General features: G+C 55.2%; 13 protein-coding genes and 1 tRNA gene. 7 read left to right on the top strand and 7 right to left on the bottom strand.

Going from position 1 to position 17,441, the window contains the following annotated elements; translation table 11 throughout:
• Positions 1-12: 12 nt before the first annotated feature.
• Positions 13-89: transfer RNA gene (locus tag AAC060_RS15180), tRNA-Met, on the top strand.
• A gap of 90 nt (positions 90-179) precedes the next feature.
• On the opposite strand, the gene AAC060_RS15175 is transcribed toward AAC060_RS15180, so the two are convergent.
• The 3 genes from AAC060_RS15175 to AAC060_RS15165 all read right to left on the bottom strand — a co-directional run bounded on the left by AAC060_RS15175 (position 180) and on the right by AAC060_RS15165 (position 2,344).
• Positions 180-662, bottom strand: a complete 483-nt coding sequence (locus AAC060_RS15175; RefSeq protein WP_339827786.1) for a hypothetical protein — start codon at positions 660-662, stop codon at positions 180-182.
• A gap of 98 nt (positions 663-760) precedes the next feature.
• Positions 761-1,549, bottom strand: a complete 789-nt coding sequence (locus AAC060_RS15170) for a hypothetical protein (protein WP_339827784.1) — start codon at positions 1,547-1,549, stop codon at positions 761-763.
• Positions 1,550-1,585: 36 nt separating this feature from the next.
• Complete coding sequence (locus AAC060_RS15165; protein ID WP_339827782.1) at positions 1,586-2,344, bottom strand: hypothetical protein; 759 nt, start codon at positions 2,342-2,344, stop codon at positions 1,586-1,588.
• Positions 2,345-3,066: 722 nt separating this feature from the next.
• Between AAC060_RS15165 and AAC060_RS15160 the strand changes: the two genes are divergently transcribed.
• The 4 genes from AAC060_RS15160 (at position 3,067) to trxB (ending at position 11,600) form a co-directional block, all read left to right on the top strand.
• On the top strand, positions 3,067-6,102 hold the full coding sequence (locus tag AAC060_RS15160; protein ID WP_339827780.1) for a TonB-dependent receptor: 3,036 nt from the start codon (positions 3,067-3,069) through the stop codon (positions 6,100-6,102).
• Between the two features lie 355 nt (positions 6,103-6,457).
• On the top strand, positions 6,458-6,808 hold the full coding sequence (locus tag AAC060_RS15155; RefSeq protein WP_339827778.1) for a hypothetical protein: 351 nt from the start codon (positions 6,458-6,460) through the stop codon (positions 6,806-6,808).
• Positions 6,809-6,853: 45 nt separating this feature from the next.
• Positions 6,854-10,432: a DUF2339 domain-containing protein gene (locus tag AAC060_RS15150; protein WP_339827777.1), complete on the top strand. Its 3,579-nt coding sequence runs from the start codon at positions 6,854-6,856 to the stop codon at positions 10,430-10,432.
• A 202-nt stretch (positions 10,433-10,634) separates the two neighbouring features.
• Positions 10,635-11,600: a thioredoxin-disulfide reductase gene (gene trxB / locus AAC060_RS15145; protein WP_339827775.1), complete on the top strand. Its 966-nt coding sequence runs from the start codon at positions 10,635-10,637 to the stop codon at positions 11,598-11,600.
• Here the strand turns inward: trxB and AAC060_RS15140 are convergent, their stop codons facing one another.
• Genes AAC060_RS15140 through AAC060_RS15125 form a run of 4 tightly spaced genes read right to left on the bottom strand, consistent with a single transcriptional unit; the run spans position 11,601 to position 14,480 of the window.
• The gene (locus AAC060_RS15140) at positions 11,601-12,422 is read right to left on the bottom strand and encodes a hydrolase 1, exosortase A system-associated (protein ID WP_339827772.1); all 822 of its coding nucleotides are present in this window, start codon (positions 12,420-12,422) and stop codon (positions 11,601-11,603) included.
• Positions 12,419-13,069: a hypothetical protein gene (locus tag AAC060_RS15135; RefSeq protein ID WP_339827770.1), complete on the bottom strand. Its 651-nt coding sequence runs from the start codon at positions 13,067-13,069 to the stop codon at positions 12,419-12,421. The genes AAC060_RS15140 and AAC060_RS15135 overlap by 4 nt, the downstream gene beginning before the upstream one ends.
• A gap of 53 nt (positions 13,070-13,122) precedes the next feature.
• Positions 13,123-13,395 (bottom strand): phosphopantetheine-binding protein, encoded by a 273-nt coding sequence (locus AAC060_RS15130; RefSeq protein ID WP_339690311.1) that lies wholly within the window; start codon positions 13,393-13,395, stop codon positions 13,123-13,125.
• Between the two features lie 35 nt (positions 13,396-13,430).
• A complete protein-coding gene (locus tag AAC060_RS15125) occupies positions 13,431-14,480 on the bottom strand; it encodes a GNAT family N-acetyltransferase (RefSeq protein ID WP_339827768.1) in 1,050 nt (349 codons plus the stop codon).
• Positions 14,481-14,512: 32 nt separating this feature from the next.
• Here AAC060_RS15125 and AAC060_RS15120 point away from each other — a divergent pair, with 32 nt between their 5' ends.
• Together AAC060_RS15120 and AAC060_RS15115 are read left to right on the top strand one after the other, a co-directional pair.
• Positions 14,513-16,057, top strand: coding sequence for an acyl-CoA ligase (AMP-forming), exosortase A system-associated (locus AAC060_RS15120; protein WP_339827765.1), 1,545 nt, complete (start codon positions 14,513-14,515; stop codon positions 16,055-16,057).
• Complete coding sequence (locus AAC060_RS15115; RefSeq protein WP_339827763.1) at positions 16,054-17,289, top strand: pyridoxal-dependent decarboxylase, exosortase A system-associated; 1,236 nt, start codon at positions 16,054-16,056, stop codon at positions 17,287-17,289. Before AAC060_RS15120 ends, AAC060_RS15115 begins: the two co-directional genes overlap by 4 nt.
• Positions 17,290-17,441 lie beyond the last annotated feature (152 nt).

The following is a 17,441-nucleotide window of genomic DNA, read 5'->3' as shown; positions in this document are numbered from 1 at the left end:
CCCGGACCCGATGGCGGAGTAGCTCAGGTGGTTAGAGCAGTGGAATCATAATCCATGTGTCGGGGGTTCGAGTCCCTCCTCCGCTACCAACATTTTGGTAACAGCAGATCGGCATGACTTCAGTGGCGTGAGATGCCCGGCGCAGGTTTCCCGCGCCGAGCAACAGTGGAAATTAAAGGTCAAAGCGGCTTTGTTGCGATGATCGCCGCCGTACTCTCACCATCTCTTGCCTTTGAACCACCTCTTGAGGTGCTTATCATGATTTTTTCGCCATTTTCGCGTACGCCCGTCACCGTAGCGATGGCTTCATCATTATGTTGGCCGAGTGTCGGTGTGAATCCGTCTTCGGCCAGTGCGCGTTCATAGAAGTTGACGATATCGAGCGGAGTGCCCTTGTAGGCAATAGTCGCGATCGCTTCGCCGCCGTGCCTTTTCGAGGGTTTGGAAAATTCGGGACTGCCGCTGATATAGCGGGCACCATCCATGATCGGTATATCAAATGCCAGCCTGGGCTGGGCAATTGCTGCCTCCGGGACGGCGGCCGCACTGCCGGACGACGGCATCGTATCGGTTTCAACTGCCTGACTTGAACTGTCGCTGGATTCTCCGCCGCTACATGCGGAGATCAAAACCAGTGCGGGGATTATCAGATATTTTTTCATCACTATTCTCCAATATTATAAATATTAATCAGTATATCATTCGTCCAGTCAAGTAGGCCGCGGTTCGCGCCCGTAACATCACTGGCAATTGTCCGGGGCTATCGAGGAGCCGGTTTGACAGTGCTGGCGATGCAAATGTCCAGATTGAATGGCATCAATCGCGGGCCGCCTTTCTTGTGCCGTAAAAGCAGGAAAAAGGGATCGTTTACGGGGCGACGATTGGCCCTGCTGCGAACACGCGCGTTGCTTAATCCGCTAATCTGGACCTCGTCATCCAGCGGTTCCAACCGGAAAGTGTTAGCCGGGCCGCAGCGATTGGATGGTCGTTCCGCAAAATCGGGGATCCGAAAGGATATGGTCGTGGTTCCCTTGCTGTTGCGCCGGCACACGCGTTGGCCGGCACAATCCAGTTCTGTTGCGGAGACTTCCAGTGTAACAAGTCCATTATTGTTTCCCGTGCGGTTATATTCCGGGTCATCAGGATTGGAATAGGCATGTATCCAAAGCTCTGTCGCATCGCGCGGCGGGCGGTGCCCGCCCAGCCTGACGTGGTCGCCAACCTTGATCTCCAGATTGCCGAACCCGCCGGATTTGCCGGTGCGCGAATTGTACAGCAGCGGACTCCGCTGACGGAAAGCGTCATATTGATCCCTGGAATCCGGATGATAGGATGCTAATCTCACCGACATTTCGTGCAGCTCGCCGACACCATCATTGTCGCCGGTTTCGAGGACTTTAAAGCGGTCCATATTCCGTATCTCCACACGATATACATCCGGACCGGAACCGAGGGTTTTTCTTTCCTGCGCGTTGGCGGGGAGTGTTGCCAATAGCGTGGCCGCTGTCAGAAATCCAAATCCAGTTAAAAGCTTGATGACTTTTGCCATGATTATTTCCTCATAAATTCAGGTTCGCGCGCGCGATTACCGACTGGTTGAAGCAATACATATTTGTCCGCTTTGCATGGCCAATTCGACACCGGATTCTTCGCCTTTCGCGCCGAAGCTGGTCGTATGGCCGCCGCTCGTTGTATGACGGACATTGACAACACCGCGGCCTGCGCGCGCGTTGCGCGGCTGTAGCTGCATAGTCGCACCGTTTACGGCAGAAATCTGGTAAGTATTTTGCGCGTTGCACGTGTTATATCTGGCGGTGGGGCGGGGCAAACTCACATGATATGTGATTAAGCCGGTGCTCCCGCGGTTGCAGACACGATCAAACGAGCAATCCAGTTCGCGGGTCGCGACGCTAATTTCAAAATTGAGGAGAGGATCGCCCAGGTCACCCTGGGGACGTTCCTTCACATGGATCCACATATCATATGTGTCCGACGTTCCGGGCTCAAGCCGCTCCAGAAAGACACGGTCGCCAACCCGCACGTCAATGGAATTATCCCGGGACCGTGGACCGTTATTGATGCTGATGAACGGGTTCACCTCTTTGACAGTCGCATATTGGCTGTCGGGGCCCTTCAATATTATTTTGATATAACTGACTTCACTCACGCCGTCGCTGTCACCGGAGGACATGGCAAGAAAGCGTTCCAGATTGCGAAGTTCAACGCGCCAGACGTCACTGCCAGACCCCAGTGTCTTCTTGTTGGTTCTTTCCTGGCCGATGGCAGTGGCGGGCAACATCATAAGTGCCAAACCAATTGTGATATTTGTAAATTTACGAAGCATATCATTTCTCCATTCCTACTGCATTGAATGGCAATAATATTGCTTTGGGCGCGATCCATGATGCTTTTGATCACAGTGGCCTGAAATTAGTGGGAATGTATATCGGCGTGACCTGTGGAATATTGCATGGTCATTCGGGATATGACGAAGGGAAAAGTCGCTTGTGATGTCCAATAGTTATATGAAATCATTATGCTTTATGTATAAATTCGACATCCTGTTCTTTGGATGGCGCTCGATAAATTACATGTTCACAGATTGTCGATGCGATTTATGACACAGCACTTGATTGAAGCAAATATCTCTAATTTGCGGAAATTGGAAAGCCGCAAATTGTCGAACCGATATCGGCGGAGCATAATGGATTATGCGTTAGCCGCTCTTTCTGTCAGTCGAATTCATATTGGAGTTGATCCAGCACCATGCGCCGGGCCTTAGCTCGATGATAGCTGGCGTATATGCAATCGGTCGCTGCGCTGTAACCGACCGGGCATATCTTACGAACTCTCTATCATTGCCGTTTTGGTTTTCAGCTTATCGAAAGGTGGATTTTCCGGCAGCATATTGCTGGTTCACCAATAAATCGCGTTCACGATAGGGCCACAGGCCAAGAAGATTATGCCATTTGCGTAGATTGAAGTGATGCCGCTGACGACAAACCAGTAATCAGGTGGGAGGATTTTCCATCTTCAATTTTTAAGAAGTCATCGGAAATTTTTTGCATGTTACCTCGCTATTTTGGTGGAATCGCATTTGTCTCTTCGGTATTTCTAGCTCCGACTGCCGCCTTGGCCCAACAAGCTGGACTGCAGATAGCCGTTGTCCGCGCGGACACAGGAGAGGCTGTCGCAGATACAGATATCACGGTTGAGAACCCGGCAATCGGCCTGCGCCAAATCGAAAGGACCGACAGCCAGGGTTTGATACGACTGGAATCGCTGAGCACCGGTGGGACGTGGCAAGTCTCATTCGACGGCAATGGGGAATTTGAAGCCGTCATAGCGGAACCCGTAACCTTGCGTTCCAACTTTGCCCGCTCGGTCACCGTGCAGCTCACGCCTTTCGGCGGCGATGTCATTACTGTAATCGCTCGCCGTGCCGTTACGTCGATCAATACGGTCAACGCGGAGATCTCGGCATCTCTGTCCGACAAGGAGCTGCAAGCATTGCCGATTGAAGGGCGCGATGTAATCGGATCATTGATCCGTTTGCCGAATGTCGTTCCTTCGACCGGATTTTTCCCTGAATCGCCGTCGATATCGATCAATGGTTCCAACGGTCTTGATACCAACTATCTTATCGACGGCCTCGACAATAATGAAAATTTTCTCGGGGGACCAAAATTTCCCGTACCACTTGGTTTTACGCGCGAAGTCACCGTGCTCGCCAATAGCTATTCCGTTGCTTTCGGTCGCACAGCCAATGGCATTGTCAACTATACTTCTCCGTCCGGAACCAATGATTATCACGGAGAGATTTATGCTCTGATACGCCCCGGCAGACCGATTGACGCCGCTTCCGCGTTTCCGCGCCGGGATCTGTCAGGCAATCCGGTTGGCGAAAGCTTCGAACGCTATCAGGCGGGTGCGAGCATCGGCGGTCCGATTGTCGAGGACCAGACGTTCTTTTACGCAAATTTTGAATATACCCGCGATCGCAACCAGCAGATCGTTGATGCTCCCATATTGGGGACTGTAGAAAACGTCACCGGCAATAACGAATTTCTGCTGGGTTCGGTCCGCCTCGATCACCAGTTGAGTGACGACTGGACGGGAACGCTGCGAGCGAATGTTGGACGCGTCACCATCGCCCGGCCCGGCGGAGCTCTCGGCGGGGGCAATGTTACCTTTCCGTCTGCGGGATCCAGTCAGGACCGCTTTTCAACCGTTATTGCGGGTTCGATCCGTTACACCGGGGACGAGTGGAACTATGATGGCGCGATCCAGTTCAGTCGGTTCCGCTGGGACTATGGTCAACCGACTGGTCCAGCGGGACCGCAGGTTACTATTCGCGATGAGAGCGGGCTGGCTGTTGGCATTGTTGGTCATCCGGGTTTTGTTTTCGATGATCTCGAAAAAACATGGCAAACCACCCACCGCCTGCAATATCGCGCTGGCGACCATCGCCTGAGCTTTGGCGCGGATCTGATCCGCTCGGATTTCAGTCTTCTCGGAGGCGGCAATCCGGACGGCAATTTCACGGTGGAACTGACGCCCCTGCAAATCGCCAGTCTGAATGCCACCGGCGCAGGCTTGACCCTGTCAGCGTCCGATGTCGTTTCGCTCGACCCTAGAGTGATCGACTATAATGTCGAATTGCGACCGCAATCTTTTGGAACCGGTCAGACCCAGCTGGCATTTTACGTGGAGGACGAATGGCAGATTAATTCGCAACTGACGGCCACGCTCGGTTTGCGCTGGGATTATGATTCTCTGACCAGCAAGGGCGGAACCGGCGGAGATAAGAATAATTTTGCGCCGCGTCTGGCGCTCAATTATCGCCCGGACGCGCGTTCATCGTTTCGACTTGGCGCCGGATTATTTTATGGCAAACTGAACTATGGAATCATTTCAGATGCGCTGCAACGCAACACAGAATCTCCGACATTTCTCGATCAACTGGATCAACTGCAGCAGCAGGGAATAATAGGTTCTCAGATAAATTTGGAAGGCCTCACCTTCGATGGTAACCTGACGGTCTCGCCTGATTGCGACAGGGTCAGCGCCTGTCCCGCGCCAAATGATGTGGCAGGATTGCGCGATAGTGCATCGCTTAATGAGGTGCGCATTTTTAATCCTGAAGGCTATAATAGTCCCTACAGTCTCCAATTGAGCGGCGGCTATCAATATCAGGCCACCAATACGATCAGCCTGAGCGCGGACGTGATTTACAGCCGGTCTCGCAACCTTGTCCGCATTCGTGATCTCAATGCAGCGGAACCATTTACACCCGATCTGACGAATTTGACTGCCGCAAATATAGCCCTGTTGCGCGCGCAGCCGGACAATGCAGCACGGCAATTAGTCGCGCAATCACTGGGCCTGGTGCGCTCACAGGAAGAGGCGGACGCGACGCGTCCCGTTGCTTTGGTTCCGGGCGGATCGCGTCAGGTTACCGTTTCGGAGACTGGCGGAAATTCGACGTATCGGGCGTTGAATTTGCAAATAAACAAGGTTCGTGGGGATGGCGATTATGCATTTCGTATGTCCTATACGCTTTCAAAGCTGACCAATGACACGGATGACATCAATTTCCGCGCGTCGGACGCCAATAATTTTTCAGCCGACAATGGACCATCGGCGAATGATCGTCGGCATGTGATTTCCGCTGTCGGCTTCCTATATCCCTTCGACGGCCTGACATTGACACTCGCCGGCCTGTTTCAGTCTGGTCAACCGGTCAATCTTGTTCCCGACGCCAGTATATTCGGTACGCAAGATCTGAACGGAGACGGCCAGTCCTTCGGCGAGAGTTTCGTTGGCAATTCTGATCGTTACCCCGGCGAAAATCGCAATTCCGCACGATTGCCGTGGTCGGCTTCGGTCGATCTCGGCGTGCGCTATGCCATTCCTGCCTTTTCGGGGAATATAGAGTTGAGCGCAGATATCTTTAACCTGCTCAATACCAATAATGAATCCGGCTTTGCAAATGCCGCAACGGTTTCCAATCAGGTGCAATTTGGCGGCGGCACGGAATTTGTACAGCGCAATGCGGGGCCGCCGCGCCAGTTTCAATTCGGTGTTGCGTGGAAATTCTGAGGAAGCTGTCGTGCGTTCAATAACCGGATGAAGCGATTTCGGCGAGTGGGTTAGGTGCGCCAACGTTCGCTTGTTTAACAAGCTCTATCCTCTGTTTTCACAATGGATTGTTTATCCACGTGTCAGGGGCTTGTCTTATTCCGCGGGCGTTGCCGGTTATGTAATGTTATGCTGTCCGCCGGACAATATTCGGGAGGATGTTTTCTCATCACGCCGCTCCGCTTGGGTTGCCGCATGGCAGATTCGCCGTGTCCGGTGGGGATGCAGCGCATGTTGTTAAGCCCCTGCTACGTCATCTCGTTTGGCGCTGTCAGCGGAAGCTATAGATTTTTCTGACGCAGGGGGCGGCGGAATCATGGAAACATATAAAGAGACGTTTAGCATCAAGCGGTTGTGGATAATCCTGACCGTGGGAATGGTTTTCATGTTCGGCATATTGCTATTGCTCGGCGCAGAAATTTACCAGAAGGCCCCGCCTATTCCCGAGACCGTAAAAACGGAGTCCGGTGAAGTCCTTATACCCGCGATGACATTGAAACCGGGCAAAATGTCTGGCAATCGATTGGCGGGATCGAGCAAGGCTCGATTTGAGGGCATGACAGCTATCTCGCGCCGGACTGGAGCTGATGAAACTCGCGACGCCGGACTGATTTCCAGCGAAGTGGCGTTGTCGACCATTCCGGATCGCCAAAGAAATTTGGTTTGATATTCATATTTTCGATGTAATGGGGCCTTTGGGGGCGGCTCAAACATGATGACATTTTTCGGTTTTATTGTGGCTTTCGCGCTTATTTGGTCGATGGCCGGAAAAATCAGGAGGCTTGAGCGTCAAACCGAGCTGCTGGAAGACCGCTTGGGAGATATGGCAAGCAACGCAGCGGCGAAGCTTGCGGACAGCCTCTCACCACGGCCTGAATCTCAGGCAGTTGAAGCCGGAGAAGCGGGTCCCTCCACAATGTCAAAAAGCGCGGCGTTTGAAGAAAAAGCGTTGGTCGATAATGATCTCATCGAGAATCCAGACGCTGAAATGTCAGCGGCTTTGCCGGAGCAGCAAACCGAGTTTCAGCGTGCAAAACGCATCGCTAGCGTAGCCAGAGTTGCTGACGGTCCCCTTACGCAATCAGAAATGGTTCGGTCCGATAATGTCACTGGCGATACCCCCGCTAACTATGCCCCGACGATCGCGGACAAGATGGTGGCGGAACAACCGGAAAACTCTGCGACGGAAGATGCGGTTGAGCAGGTTGGAGAACCTCTGGCTGTCGAAAGTAGAGAGGAGGAATTTTCTCAGGAAGAAGCGCCGCCAAAATCCAGGGGGATATCCTTCAGTTTCGAAGATCTGTTCGGTCGACGCTTGCCTATATGGGCTGGCGGAATCACTTTAGCCATCGCGGGCGTATTGATCGTCAAATATGCGATTGATGCGGGTATCTTCGGCCGTGTTTTCACGCCAACCGTGCAGATAATTTGTGGCCTGCTTTTTGGCAGCGGATTGATTGCCGGAGCGGAAGCGGCGCGGCGATACGAGGCTCGTGTTCAGGATCCTCGCGTCGCGCAGGCGCTTTCTGGTGCGGGTATCGCAACGCTCTATGCAGCGGTTTTGATGGCCAGCAATTTCTATCAATTGATCAGCCCGCTGACGGCATTCATAGCCTTTGCAGCGATCACCGCTGCGGCGCTCGGACTCTCGATACGCTTTGGCCCGCCAACAGCGCTTTTGGGCCTCGCTGGCGGCCTTGCCGCCCCGGCGATGATCGGCGGGCTCGATTCAAACGTATCGTTGCTCGCGGTCTATCTGGGGCTGACGATCGCCGGCATGGCGGGGGTGTCCCGGATGCAGCGCTGGCCGATGCTCGGACTTGCCGCGCTCGTCGGTGGGGCCGGCTGGAGCTTATGGATGATACTGGCGTCCAACGCGCTTGATGTTATCGGCTCGCTTTCGGTTGGCGGCTTTGTGATATTGCTGGCGATCGGATTGCCACTGTTGGTGATGCGCGGCCCGCGTGCTGCCCTGATGCGCAGCGCAGCGGCCATCGTAGGTGCCGCGCAACTCGCTATGCTGGTCGCTTTCGGCGGATTCGAGCCTCTGCACTGGGGGCTTTTTGCCTTGCTCGCGGCGGCGGGCCAATGGCTCAGCTGGCGGGAAAAGGGCTTTGAAATCGTTCCCACGATCAGTCTGGGCACCTCTGTCATGTTGCTTGCAATCTGGGGCGATGCCAGCGCTTTCTGGTTCACGCTGATTGGCGGGTCTCTGGCTGTGATACACGCCGGGCCGTTGCTGTGGAAAATGTGGAGAATACCGTCACGGGTGCAGGATGCTCTTGAACTGAGCGGCCTTGCGGTGGCTATCCCGGCCCTATCAATGATCCATTTCTATCTGTTTGATGGCAGCCGCGACCTACTGTTTGCCGTCCTGACCTTCGCTGCCAGTCTGATTCCGGCGGTGGCTGTGGCGACCGGTTGGAAATCGGAAGGCCGGGACGGCGACACCCGATTCATGTGGCTGACCGCGACAAGCGGAATATTGCTGGTGGGGGCTCTCTGTTTCGCGATGCCGTCATGGTTGTGGCCGCTTGGTCTGGCAGCCGTTGCAGCAGGTCTTTTGCTCTTTGGAGAACGAGCCAGCGACCACCGGCTGGAACCCGTGTCCGCGATATTCGCCGCAGCGACTTTCCCGTTGGCACTGATCACCATGCAGGGTGACGGCATCGAACTTGTCCGGCTGGTGTCGGGGAATGGAGCCGCGATCGACATTCACGCCGGGTTGCGCTGGACTGGTCTGACGGCATTGTTTCTCGTTTTTGCAATGCGCGCGTCGATCGTAAATCTTCGCCATCTGGGGTTTTCTGCGACTGGGATATTCGCCTATTTCACGCTTGCTCAGATTCTTCCTGGTTGGGCATTGCCGATCGGCCTCGCGCTAATCGCTGTGGCGATGCTATTTGCCGGACTGAAGCAGAAAGAACCGGTCGCAGAAAAGATCGCGGCTGTTTTCGCTTTGGCAACGATCCCATTACTCATGATCACCGGCGACGGCCCGATTAACGAATGGACAAGATTATTCGGCGGGACGGCTGAATCCGGAGCGGTCATTGCCGCACTGCGCTGGGCTTCTCTCGCCGCGCTTGGCGTCCTGTTCGCCATGCGCTCGCAATTTGGGCTGCTCCGCATAGCGGCACAAATTGCGGCAACATTGATGGCTTATGGCGCGATTTCGCAGATATTGCCGGTATCGCTGTTACCACTACTCGCTCCAGTCGCAATGACCGGTCTCGCGATCTGGACGCGGCGGCTCTCCTGGCCAGAATTGGCACCGGCTGCGGGCGTGTTGGCCTTGTTCGTTATCGGCTGGGCAATGGTGCCAATCTGGCTCTGGTTGCCAAATGCTTTGCCGGCTTTGGTCGGACAGCCAATGACGATCGTCGACCCGTCGCTGACAACAATGATGATAGCGAAACAATTGCTGCTGCCCGCTCTGCTCCTCGGGTTCCAGCTCGGGTTTTTGCGCGAACGCTTGCCATCTCCCGTTCGCGATGGCGCTGCGGCAATCGCTGCGGTCATGAGTTTGATCAGTATCCACAGTCTCTACCGGATCGGTTTTGCAAATATCTTTGGCACTGACTTTGTTGAATGGGGACTGTTGCAGCGTTTGATCTGGGAAGCATTGTTAATCGCCGCCGGTTGGCTGATCTATCGATTTGTCCAGAGCCGGTTTGGTCAGGACCAACTTCTGCAGAGAGGCGCTACGGCGCTGGTTCTGGCAGGCAGCCTGCATAATGCATGGTTCACTCTGCTCCTCCACAATCCGCTTTGGGCCGCGCAGGCGGTAGGCAGCATGCCGATTGTCAATTTGCTTGTTCCGGCATTCGCTATGGCAATTGGCGGGATCATATTGCTCCGGTCCATTAACCCGGATCAGAAACTGCTTGGCGAGAGACCTGTGCAAGCGATCAAGATGATCCTGATCCTGTTGTTCGCCTGGGCTAGCTTGCGACAGTTTTTCCATGGATCGTTGCTGGTGGCACCGGGCGTTTTCGACGCCGAAGATATCTTGCGGTCAATCCTCGCTATCGGACTGGCCATCGGCTTCCTGCTATGGGGCATCCGTAGCGAACAGCGTGATTGGCGGATTGCTTCGCTGGTGCTGATATTGCTCGCGGTCTGTAAGGTATTTTTCTTCGATGCGTCCGGTCTTGAGGGATTGACGCGGATCGGTTCCTTTGTTGCCTTGGGCTTCAGCCTGATCGGCATTGGCTGGCTCTACAGTCGGCAGCTGGGTCGGGATGCCATTGCTCAAAATCCTGCTGCGGAGGATTCTGAGCCGTCATGACGTAACGTCATGGCGCTTCACTCCTGGAGGTTCACTAATGGGCAGAGGCGTCCCTTAAAGTCGCACTCAAGTCCAGACGGACTATTGACGCTTTAAAGGCCCAAAATATTTCTTCGCTTAGCCGAGGGGCAATAGGTCTTGCCTAGCGGCACCGGGCATCTCTATTTGCAATGGACAGAATCATCATCAGCGGGAATCGAATATGGCCGAAACACATCGCACGAAAATGCTCATCCTGGGCTCGGGACCGGCCGGACTGTCGGCAGCCATTTACGGTGCCCGTGCCGGACTTGAGCCGATCGTGGTTCAGGGTCTGCAACCGGGCGGCCAGCTGACCATCACCACCGACGTCGAAAACTACCCCGGATTTCGTGATGTCATCCAGGGGCCCTGGCTGATGGAAGAAATGCAGGCGCAGGCTGAAAAAGTCGGCACGCGATTCATCTTTGACACGATTGTCGATGTCGATTTTTCCAAGCGCCCGTTCCGGATGACCGGCGATGGCGGTGATATTTATGAAGGCGATACATTGGTGATCGCAACCGGCGCTCAGGCCAAATGGCTCGGCCTGCCGGGCGAAGAAGAATTGTCAGGCAAGGGCGTTTCGGCTTGCGCGACCTGCGACGGATTTTTCTATCGCGGCAAGAAGGTCGCGGTGATTGGCGGCGGCAATACCGCAGTCGAAGAAGCGCTCTACATGACCAACCACAGCGATGATGTGACCCTGATCCATCGTCGTGACAGTCTGCGGGCGGAGAAGATCTTGCAGGACCGGTTGTTTGCCAATCCCAAGATTTCGGTGCTCTGGAATACAAATGTCGAACGCTTCGTCGGGGGTGGTGAGCCCGTCGGGCTTGTCGGACTGGATCTGGTCGACACGCAAAATGGTGAAAAAAGCCACCTGGCTCTTGATGGTGCGTTCGTTGCCATCGGCCATGCGCCGGCGACGGAGATTTTCAAGGACCATCTCGATCTGGTAGATGGCGGCTATATTCAGGTCTTGCCGGGTACGCCGAAAACCAAGATTCCGGGCCTGTTCGCCTGCGGTGACGTCATGGACCATGTCTATCGTCAGGCCGTAACCGCAGCCGGAACCGGCTGCATGGCGGCGCTCGATGCCGAGCGTTTTCTGGCAGAACAGGAATTTGAACTGATCGCGGCCGAATAATCAGGCCTGACGCAGCGCTTCCATGAGTTTGTCGGTGAGCCAGTCTCGGGCGGGTTCATCAGCAAAGCTGTGCGATGCGCTATCGAGCGTTTCGAGAGTGATGCTGGTGCTGGCCCGCAAAGTCGCGAAGTCGGGACTGTTCCAGGCGGCGAGAAATGCGCGTGCCGTGGTGTCGCGTTTTGCCAGCAATATCTGGCTGTTGCCGTCAAGGCGGGGCAGGGCGTCACGCAACTGGATGGAAATTGCGCTATTCTCCTCTACCCTAGAGGCCTGCTTCAGTCCCTTCAGAAGTTTTCTGAAGTCTATCTTCCCCGACAGCAGATCGAAAATCGTGCGCGGATTTTTGATCCGGTCCCAGTAGCGTGAACGGATCGCTGCGGATGACGGCAGGGGTTTTTCGCTATCCGGTTCACCGCTTGCTTCAATCACCCAGGGATTGGCAAGCAGATAGCCGTCAATTCCTGCAGCCGGGCCAAAGAATGCCAGTGCCGTCGCAGCATCACAATTGCCGAAGCCGATGATCTTGTTGACCCGAGGCTGTTTCTGCCGGAGAAACTGGGTTGCTGCCGCTATTTCATCCGCGCTGCCCAGAAATTCACGGTTTTCGCCACTGCTCTCGCCTATTCCTCTCCGGTCGTAACGCAGAACAGGAAAGCCCTGTTCGGAAACCCGCCCGGCCAGTTGCGCCATGCCGCCATGGGCGCCGGCGCGGATTTCATTGCCGCCGCTGACGATCAGCAACCCGGTCGCTTCGGTGCCGCTATCGAGACTGGCCGCGAGAGTCTCGCCTTCACAGGCGATCCGGTGAAAACTCCGCGTCATTGGCCGATCCAGTCCGCGATATCGCGAGCGATGGCAGAGGACATTATCGGATCGTCATCCGGTTCGGCGCGGAGCCACAAGGCTGATCCGGTGGTGTGACCGTCGGCAGGCTTGCCGTCGGATTCGAGGCGCACGATCCGCTGATGTTTCAGGTCCGGTATCTCGGCAGCAGTCAGTTGTCCGAACAGGTCCGAGCCGATGACATTGCCGGCCAGTTCGAGAGGTTCTGCCTCGGCACGAGTGGCCAGTTCGGTAAGGCTTGTGTTTAATCCCGCTTCCCGGTCAGCAGCGACCTTGGTGCGCAGCATCGTCCGCAAGATTGTCGCGCCTTTGACCGGGGTGAAAATCCAGTGATCGGCGGTGTCCATCATGGCTGCCGTCAAGGCGCCGCCACGGAACGATGCGAAATGAGAGATTTGGTGCTGCTCTGCGCAGGCCTTGATCGCCTTCTGCCAATCGACCAGCGTGACCTGCTCCAGCGGGACCAGGCTTTCATTGGTGCCAGGAAGGTCGGGAAGGAAGCTGCCTACGCCAAGTGTTTCAAGCGACCGCATGACGTCGACCAGCATCTTGCGCATACGGTTCATCTCGTCAAACAGGGGAGGGACGAGCATCACCCGGCGTGAGGATTGGGCCGCGATGGACAAACAAAATTCTTTGCGATCCGCAAATTCGTAGGAGACGAATGCGGGGATAAGCGTCACTCTGTGACTTTCATCTCGGCAAAAGCGACCAGATTGCCGAAGGTTTCGAACAATTCGCCGTCGACTTCATCATCCTCGATCATGATATCGAGACGATCTTCGAGCTCGGTGAGCAATCCCGCAACAGCCATGCTGTCCAATTCGGGAAGAGCGCCGAAAAGCTCGGTTTCCGCTGTGAATTCTGCGACTTGCTCTTCGCTCAGCCCCAGAATATCCCGCATCACCGCACGCACGGCGGCTTCTGGCGTTAACTCGACCTCATTCTGCATTCAAAAACCCCCGAATCCGGATAACGGCGCCTCCCCTAAAGCGAAGCGCGCTTTCCGGCAAGGCCCGAGGCGTAATGGCGCAAGATAGGGAACCATGACAACGGGTTGTTTGGCCAGTAGAATTCCAGCCGGTAGCGATCGCGGACCTCTTCCATCCACTCGCGCTTATAGGGATCATTGCCGGTGCCAAAGTCGATCAGCGCGACATGGTCGATATCGATCACATGCTGGAACATGGCGACAGAGAGCAAGGTTCCCGGAGAGGATTTTGTCGCATCCTCGATATGCGCCAGCTTGTGGATCAAAGCTTCGCCATTTTCGACGGTCCAGAATTGCGCGGCCACCGGTTCGCCATCGATATAGGCCAGACCAAGCCGCATGCAGCCAGCGGCCGCTTCATGTTTCGCCAGTTTTTTCAGAAAATCGGGATTGCCCTCTTCGGGTTTCCAGCTTCGCTCGTAGACCGAGACATAATCATTCCAGTCTTCGTCGGAGAATTCCTTTTCAATCCTGACGGATACAAGGTTTTTCTTGGCCTTGCGGCGAACAGTGCTGCGCAACTGGCCGGGGCGATCGGCCCAATATTGGTCGAAGGTACGGCCTTTGACGTTAAGGATATGATTGTCGTCTGCCTTGGTGCGGAAAACGATCCAGCCAGCTTGCTCGAACGCACGTTCGCTCAGACTCGCTGCAGAATCCTCGTCAGGAACCGGTGTAATTTCAATATGATGCGAGGTTGATTTAAGTTTTTTTGCGAGTTTTGCGAGCAGTGCCAGCCTGGTCACTTCGTCATAATCTCCGAGGAAAATCGGGCGGAAGGTGAAATTATACCAATTAGCCAAAGCGGCGTGGCGACCAAGCCCGGTTTTCATCAGGAACATCCATGCTTCCGCATCGCCCTCCTTGCTATGAAAGATCAACGGGGACTTGTCCGGCAGGCACAGTTCATGCAGCTGTCTCAACCATTCGATCCGGTCGAACAGGGACTTCTGGACCGAACGGCCCAGTTTTTCTCCGGCGATGGCTTGCACGGACTGAAAATTACTATGATATTCGCTGGTCATGGCTAAGGTCGTATCTGTCACAAATCTACTCTTTTTCCCATAGGTCAACGCAATTGAATTTAGATCCCGAAACCGCCGCATTCCCGCTGGACCATCTGGCCATAGGCAAGGATCCGGATGCGAACGCTCTCGCGATGCGTTCGGGGACTCTTAGCTACAAGATGTTAAATCATCGTGTCGGTTTGCTGGCGGCATGGCTGCTGGCGCAGAATATGGTCCAGGGGGACCGGGTGGCGTCATGGCTGGCGAAGACCGAACTGGCCTGTATCATGCCGCTCGCTGCGGCGCGGGCAGGTCTGGTCTATGTGCCCGTCAATCCCGTGCTGAAACAGGCTCAGGTTGCGCATATTGTCGCAGACAGTGGCGCCAGATTGTTGATCAGCAATGCCGGACGGCTGAAAATGCTCGAAGACAGCAATATCAATAGCAAGTGCGCCTTGTTCGAGGACAAGACTGTTTCTACCGCTCTGGAAGCGATTGAGACGCCAATGGCGCCCAGTCCGGCCACGACCGACACCGATGATCTGGTCGCGATCCTCTATACCAGCGGTTCGACGGGCCGTCCCAAGGGGGTCATGCTCAACCATGCAAATCTGACGCTCGGCGCGCTCAGTGTCGCTGAATATTTGAAGCTGTCTAACGATGACCGGACGATTTGCGTGTTGCCGCTGAGCTTTGACTATGGCCAGAACCAGTTGTTCTCAACCTGGGCCGCAGGCGGATGCGCTGTGCCGCTCGACTATCTGACTCCGCGTGACGTCATGAAGGCATGCGCGCGCGAAAAGATCACGACATTGGCCGCTGTACCACCGCTCTGGGTGCAATTGGTCGAGCATGAATGGCCCGACGACGCCGTGACGTCAATGCGGCGGCTGACCAATAGCGGCGGCGCACTGACCCCCAGTCTGGTCAAGCAGTTGCGGTCGATATTCGGAGCCGGGACCGATATTTACGCGATGTACGGTCTTACCGAGGCCTTCCGGTCGACCTATCTTGATCCCGCGCTGATCGACGATAACCCGACCAGCATGGGGACCGCGATTCCCTTTGCCGAAATACTGGTGGTAAACGAAGCGGGGGAGGTTGCCGAACCCGACGAAGCAGGCGAACTGGTGCATTGCGGACCACTGGTGGCGCAGGGTTACTGGAATGATCCCGAGCGGACGGCGGAACGGTTCAAAAGCGCACCGGACGCATCAGGCTATGGCGGGATAGCGGTTTTTTCCGGCGATACGGCGAAGCGCGGTGATGACGGCCTGCTTTATTTTGTCAGCCGGGATGATGCGATGATCAAAAGTTCGGGCAACCGGATTAGCCCGACCGAGATTGAAGAAATCGCCGTCGAATCGGGAATTATCGTGGAAGCGGTTGCCCTGGGCGTACCGGATGAACGGCTTGGTCAGGCGATCCGGATATTTGCCAGACCGGCTGAGCGGGAATCGGATTCTGCCGCGGTCACCGAGCAGCTGGCAAAATATTTAAAGCAGAATTTACCGAATTTTATGCACCCGAGAGATATTGTCCTGCTTTCCGAATTTCCCAAAAACCCCAATGGCAAGCTGGACCGCAACGCATTGGCCAGCATGGATATAGAATGATCAAGACCAAGGCGACAGGGCCGATCCCTCCCGGATATCATGCAATTGACGGCGAACTGGCCCTTGGTGGACAGAAAGCCAGTGTGCTGGTTGCGGAAAACGGTTCGCCATTATTTGTCTATTCGAAAAGCCGGCTCGATGCCCGGATGGCGCAATTGCGAGCGGCTATGCCCAAGGCTCTGGATCTCCATTATGCGATGAAAGCCAATCCCTTTCAGCCATTGCTCCGGCATATGGTGGGTCTGGCCGACGGGATTGATATCGCGTCCGGCGGGGAATTGCAGATGGCATTGGAAGCGGGAGCCGCCGCGGAACATATCAGTTTTGCTGGCCCCGGCAAACGGGACGAGGAACTCGAACAGGCGATACAGGCCGGCGTTACGATCAATATCGAATCACCGAGTGAATGTGATCGGGCGCTGCAGATTGGCGTCAGTCTCGGCAAAACGCCACATCTTGCCATTCGCGTGAACCCGGATTTCGATCTCAAGGGATCGGGCATGAAAATGGGCGGCGGCGCCAAACCGTTCGGGATGGATATCGAACTGGTCGCGCCCACGGTGAAGCGGATATTGGATGCTGGCGCAGATTGGCGTGGTTTTCATATTTTCGCCGGTTCGCAAGCGCTCAGCGCCGATGCGATTATCGAGACACAGGCACAGACGCTTGAGCTTGCAGCCCGGCTGGCGACGATGATTGGCCAAGCACCGGATCATGTCAATCTTGGTGGCGGAATCGGTATTCCCTATTTTCCGGGCGATGAGCCGGTGGATATTGCAAAAATCGGAGATGCCCTGTCGGAACAACTCAAGCGATTGCCCGACATCCTTGCCTCCACGCAATTTGCCATCGAGCTTGGTCGCTATCTGGTCGGCGAAGCCGGTGTCTATTTGACCCGGATCGTTGATCGCAAGGAAAGTCAGGGGCAGACATTTCTGGTCACCGATGGGGGTTTGCATCACCAGCTCGCGGCAAGCGGCAATTTCGGCACGGTGGTAAGGCGCAACTATCCGGCGGCCATTGCCACCAGATATGACGAAGAACCGACCGAGACGGTTTCCATTGTTGGTTGCCTCTGTACGCCGCTTGACCGTTTGAGCGACAATGCCGCGATGCCCGAGTCGAGTGTTGGTGACGTCGTCGCGATCTTCTGCGCTGGTGCTTATGGCGCTACCGCAAGCCCGGCAAATTTCCTCGGTCAGGGACCGGCGAAAGAGCTTTTAGTCGAATAGTTTCAAGGCCCTCGGCTGCAGTCAAAACGCCAGACTTGTTAATCTGAAATTCAGCTATTCCTAACGCTATATTCACTATTTTCTAGCATAGCCATCTTGTGACCTTGCGTGATTGGTCCGTTTTCCAATGGAAATCGGTCGTCGCCACAGGA

Origin of the sequence: uncultured Parasphingorhabdus sp. (genome assembly GCF_963975555.1) — a bacterium.
Taxonomy (GTDB): Bacteria; Pseudomonadota; Alphaproteobacteria; order Sphingomonadales; family Sphingomonadaceae; genus Parasphingorhabdus.
This window is presented reverse-complemented; position numbering and strand designations above follow the sequence as displayed.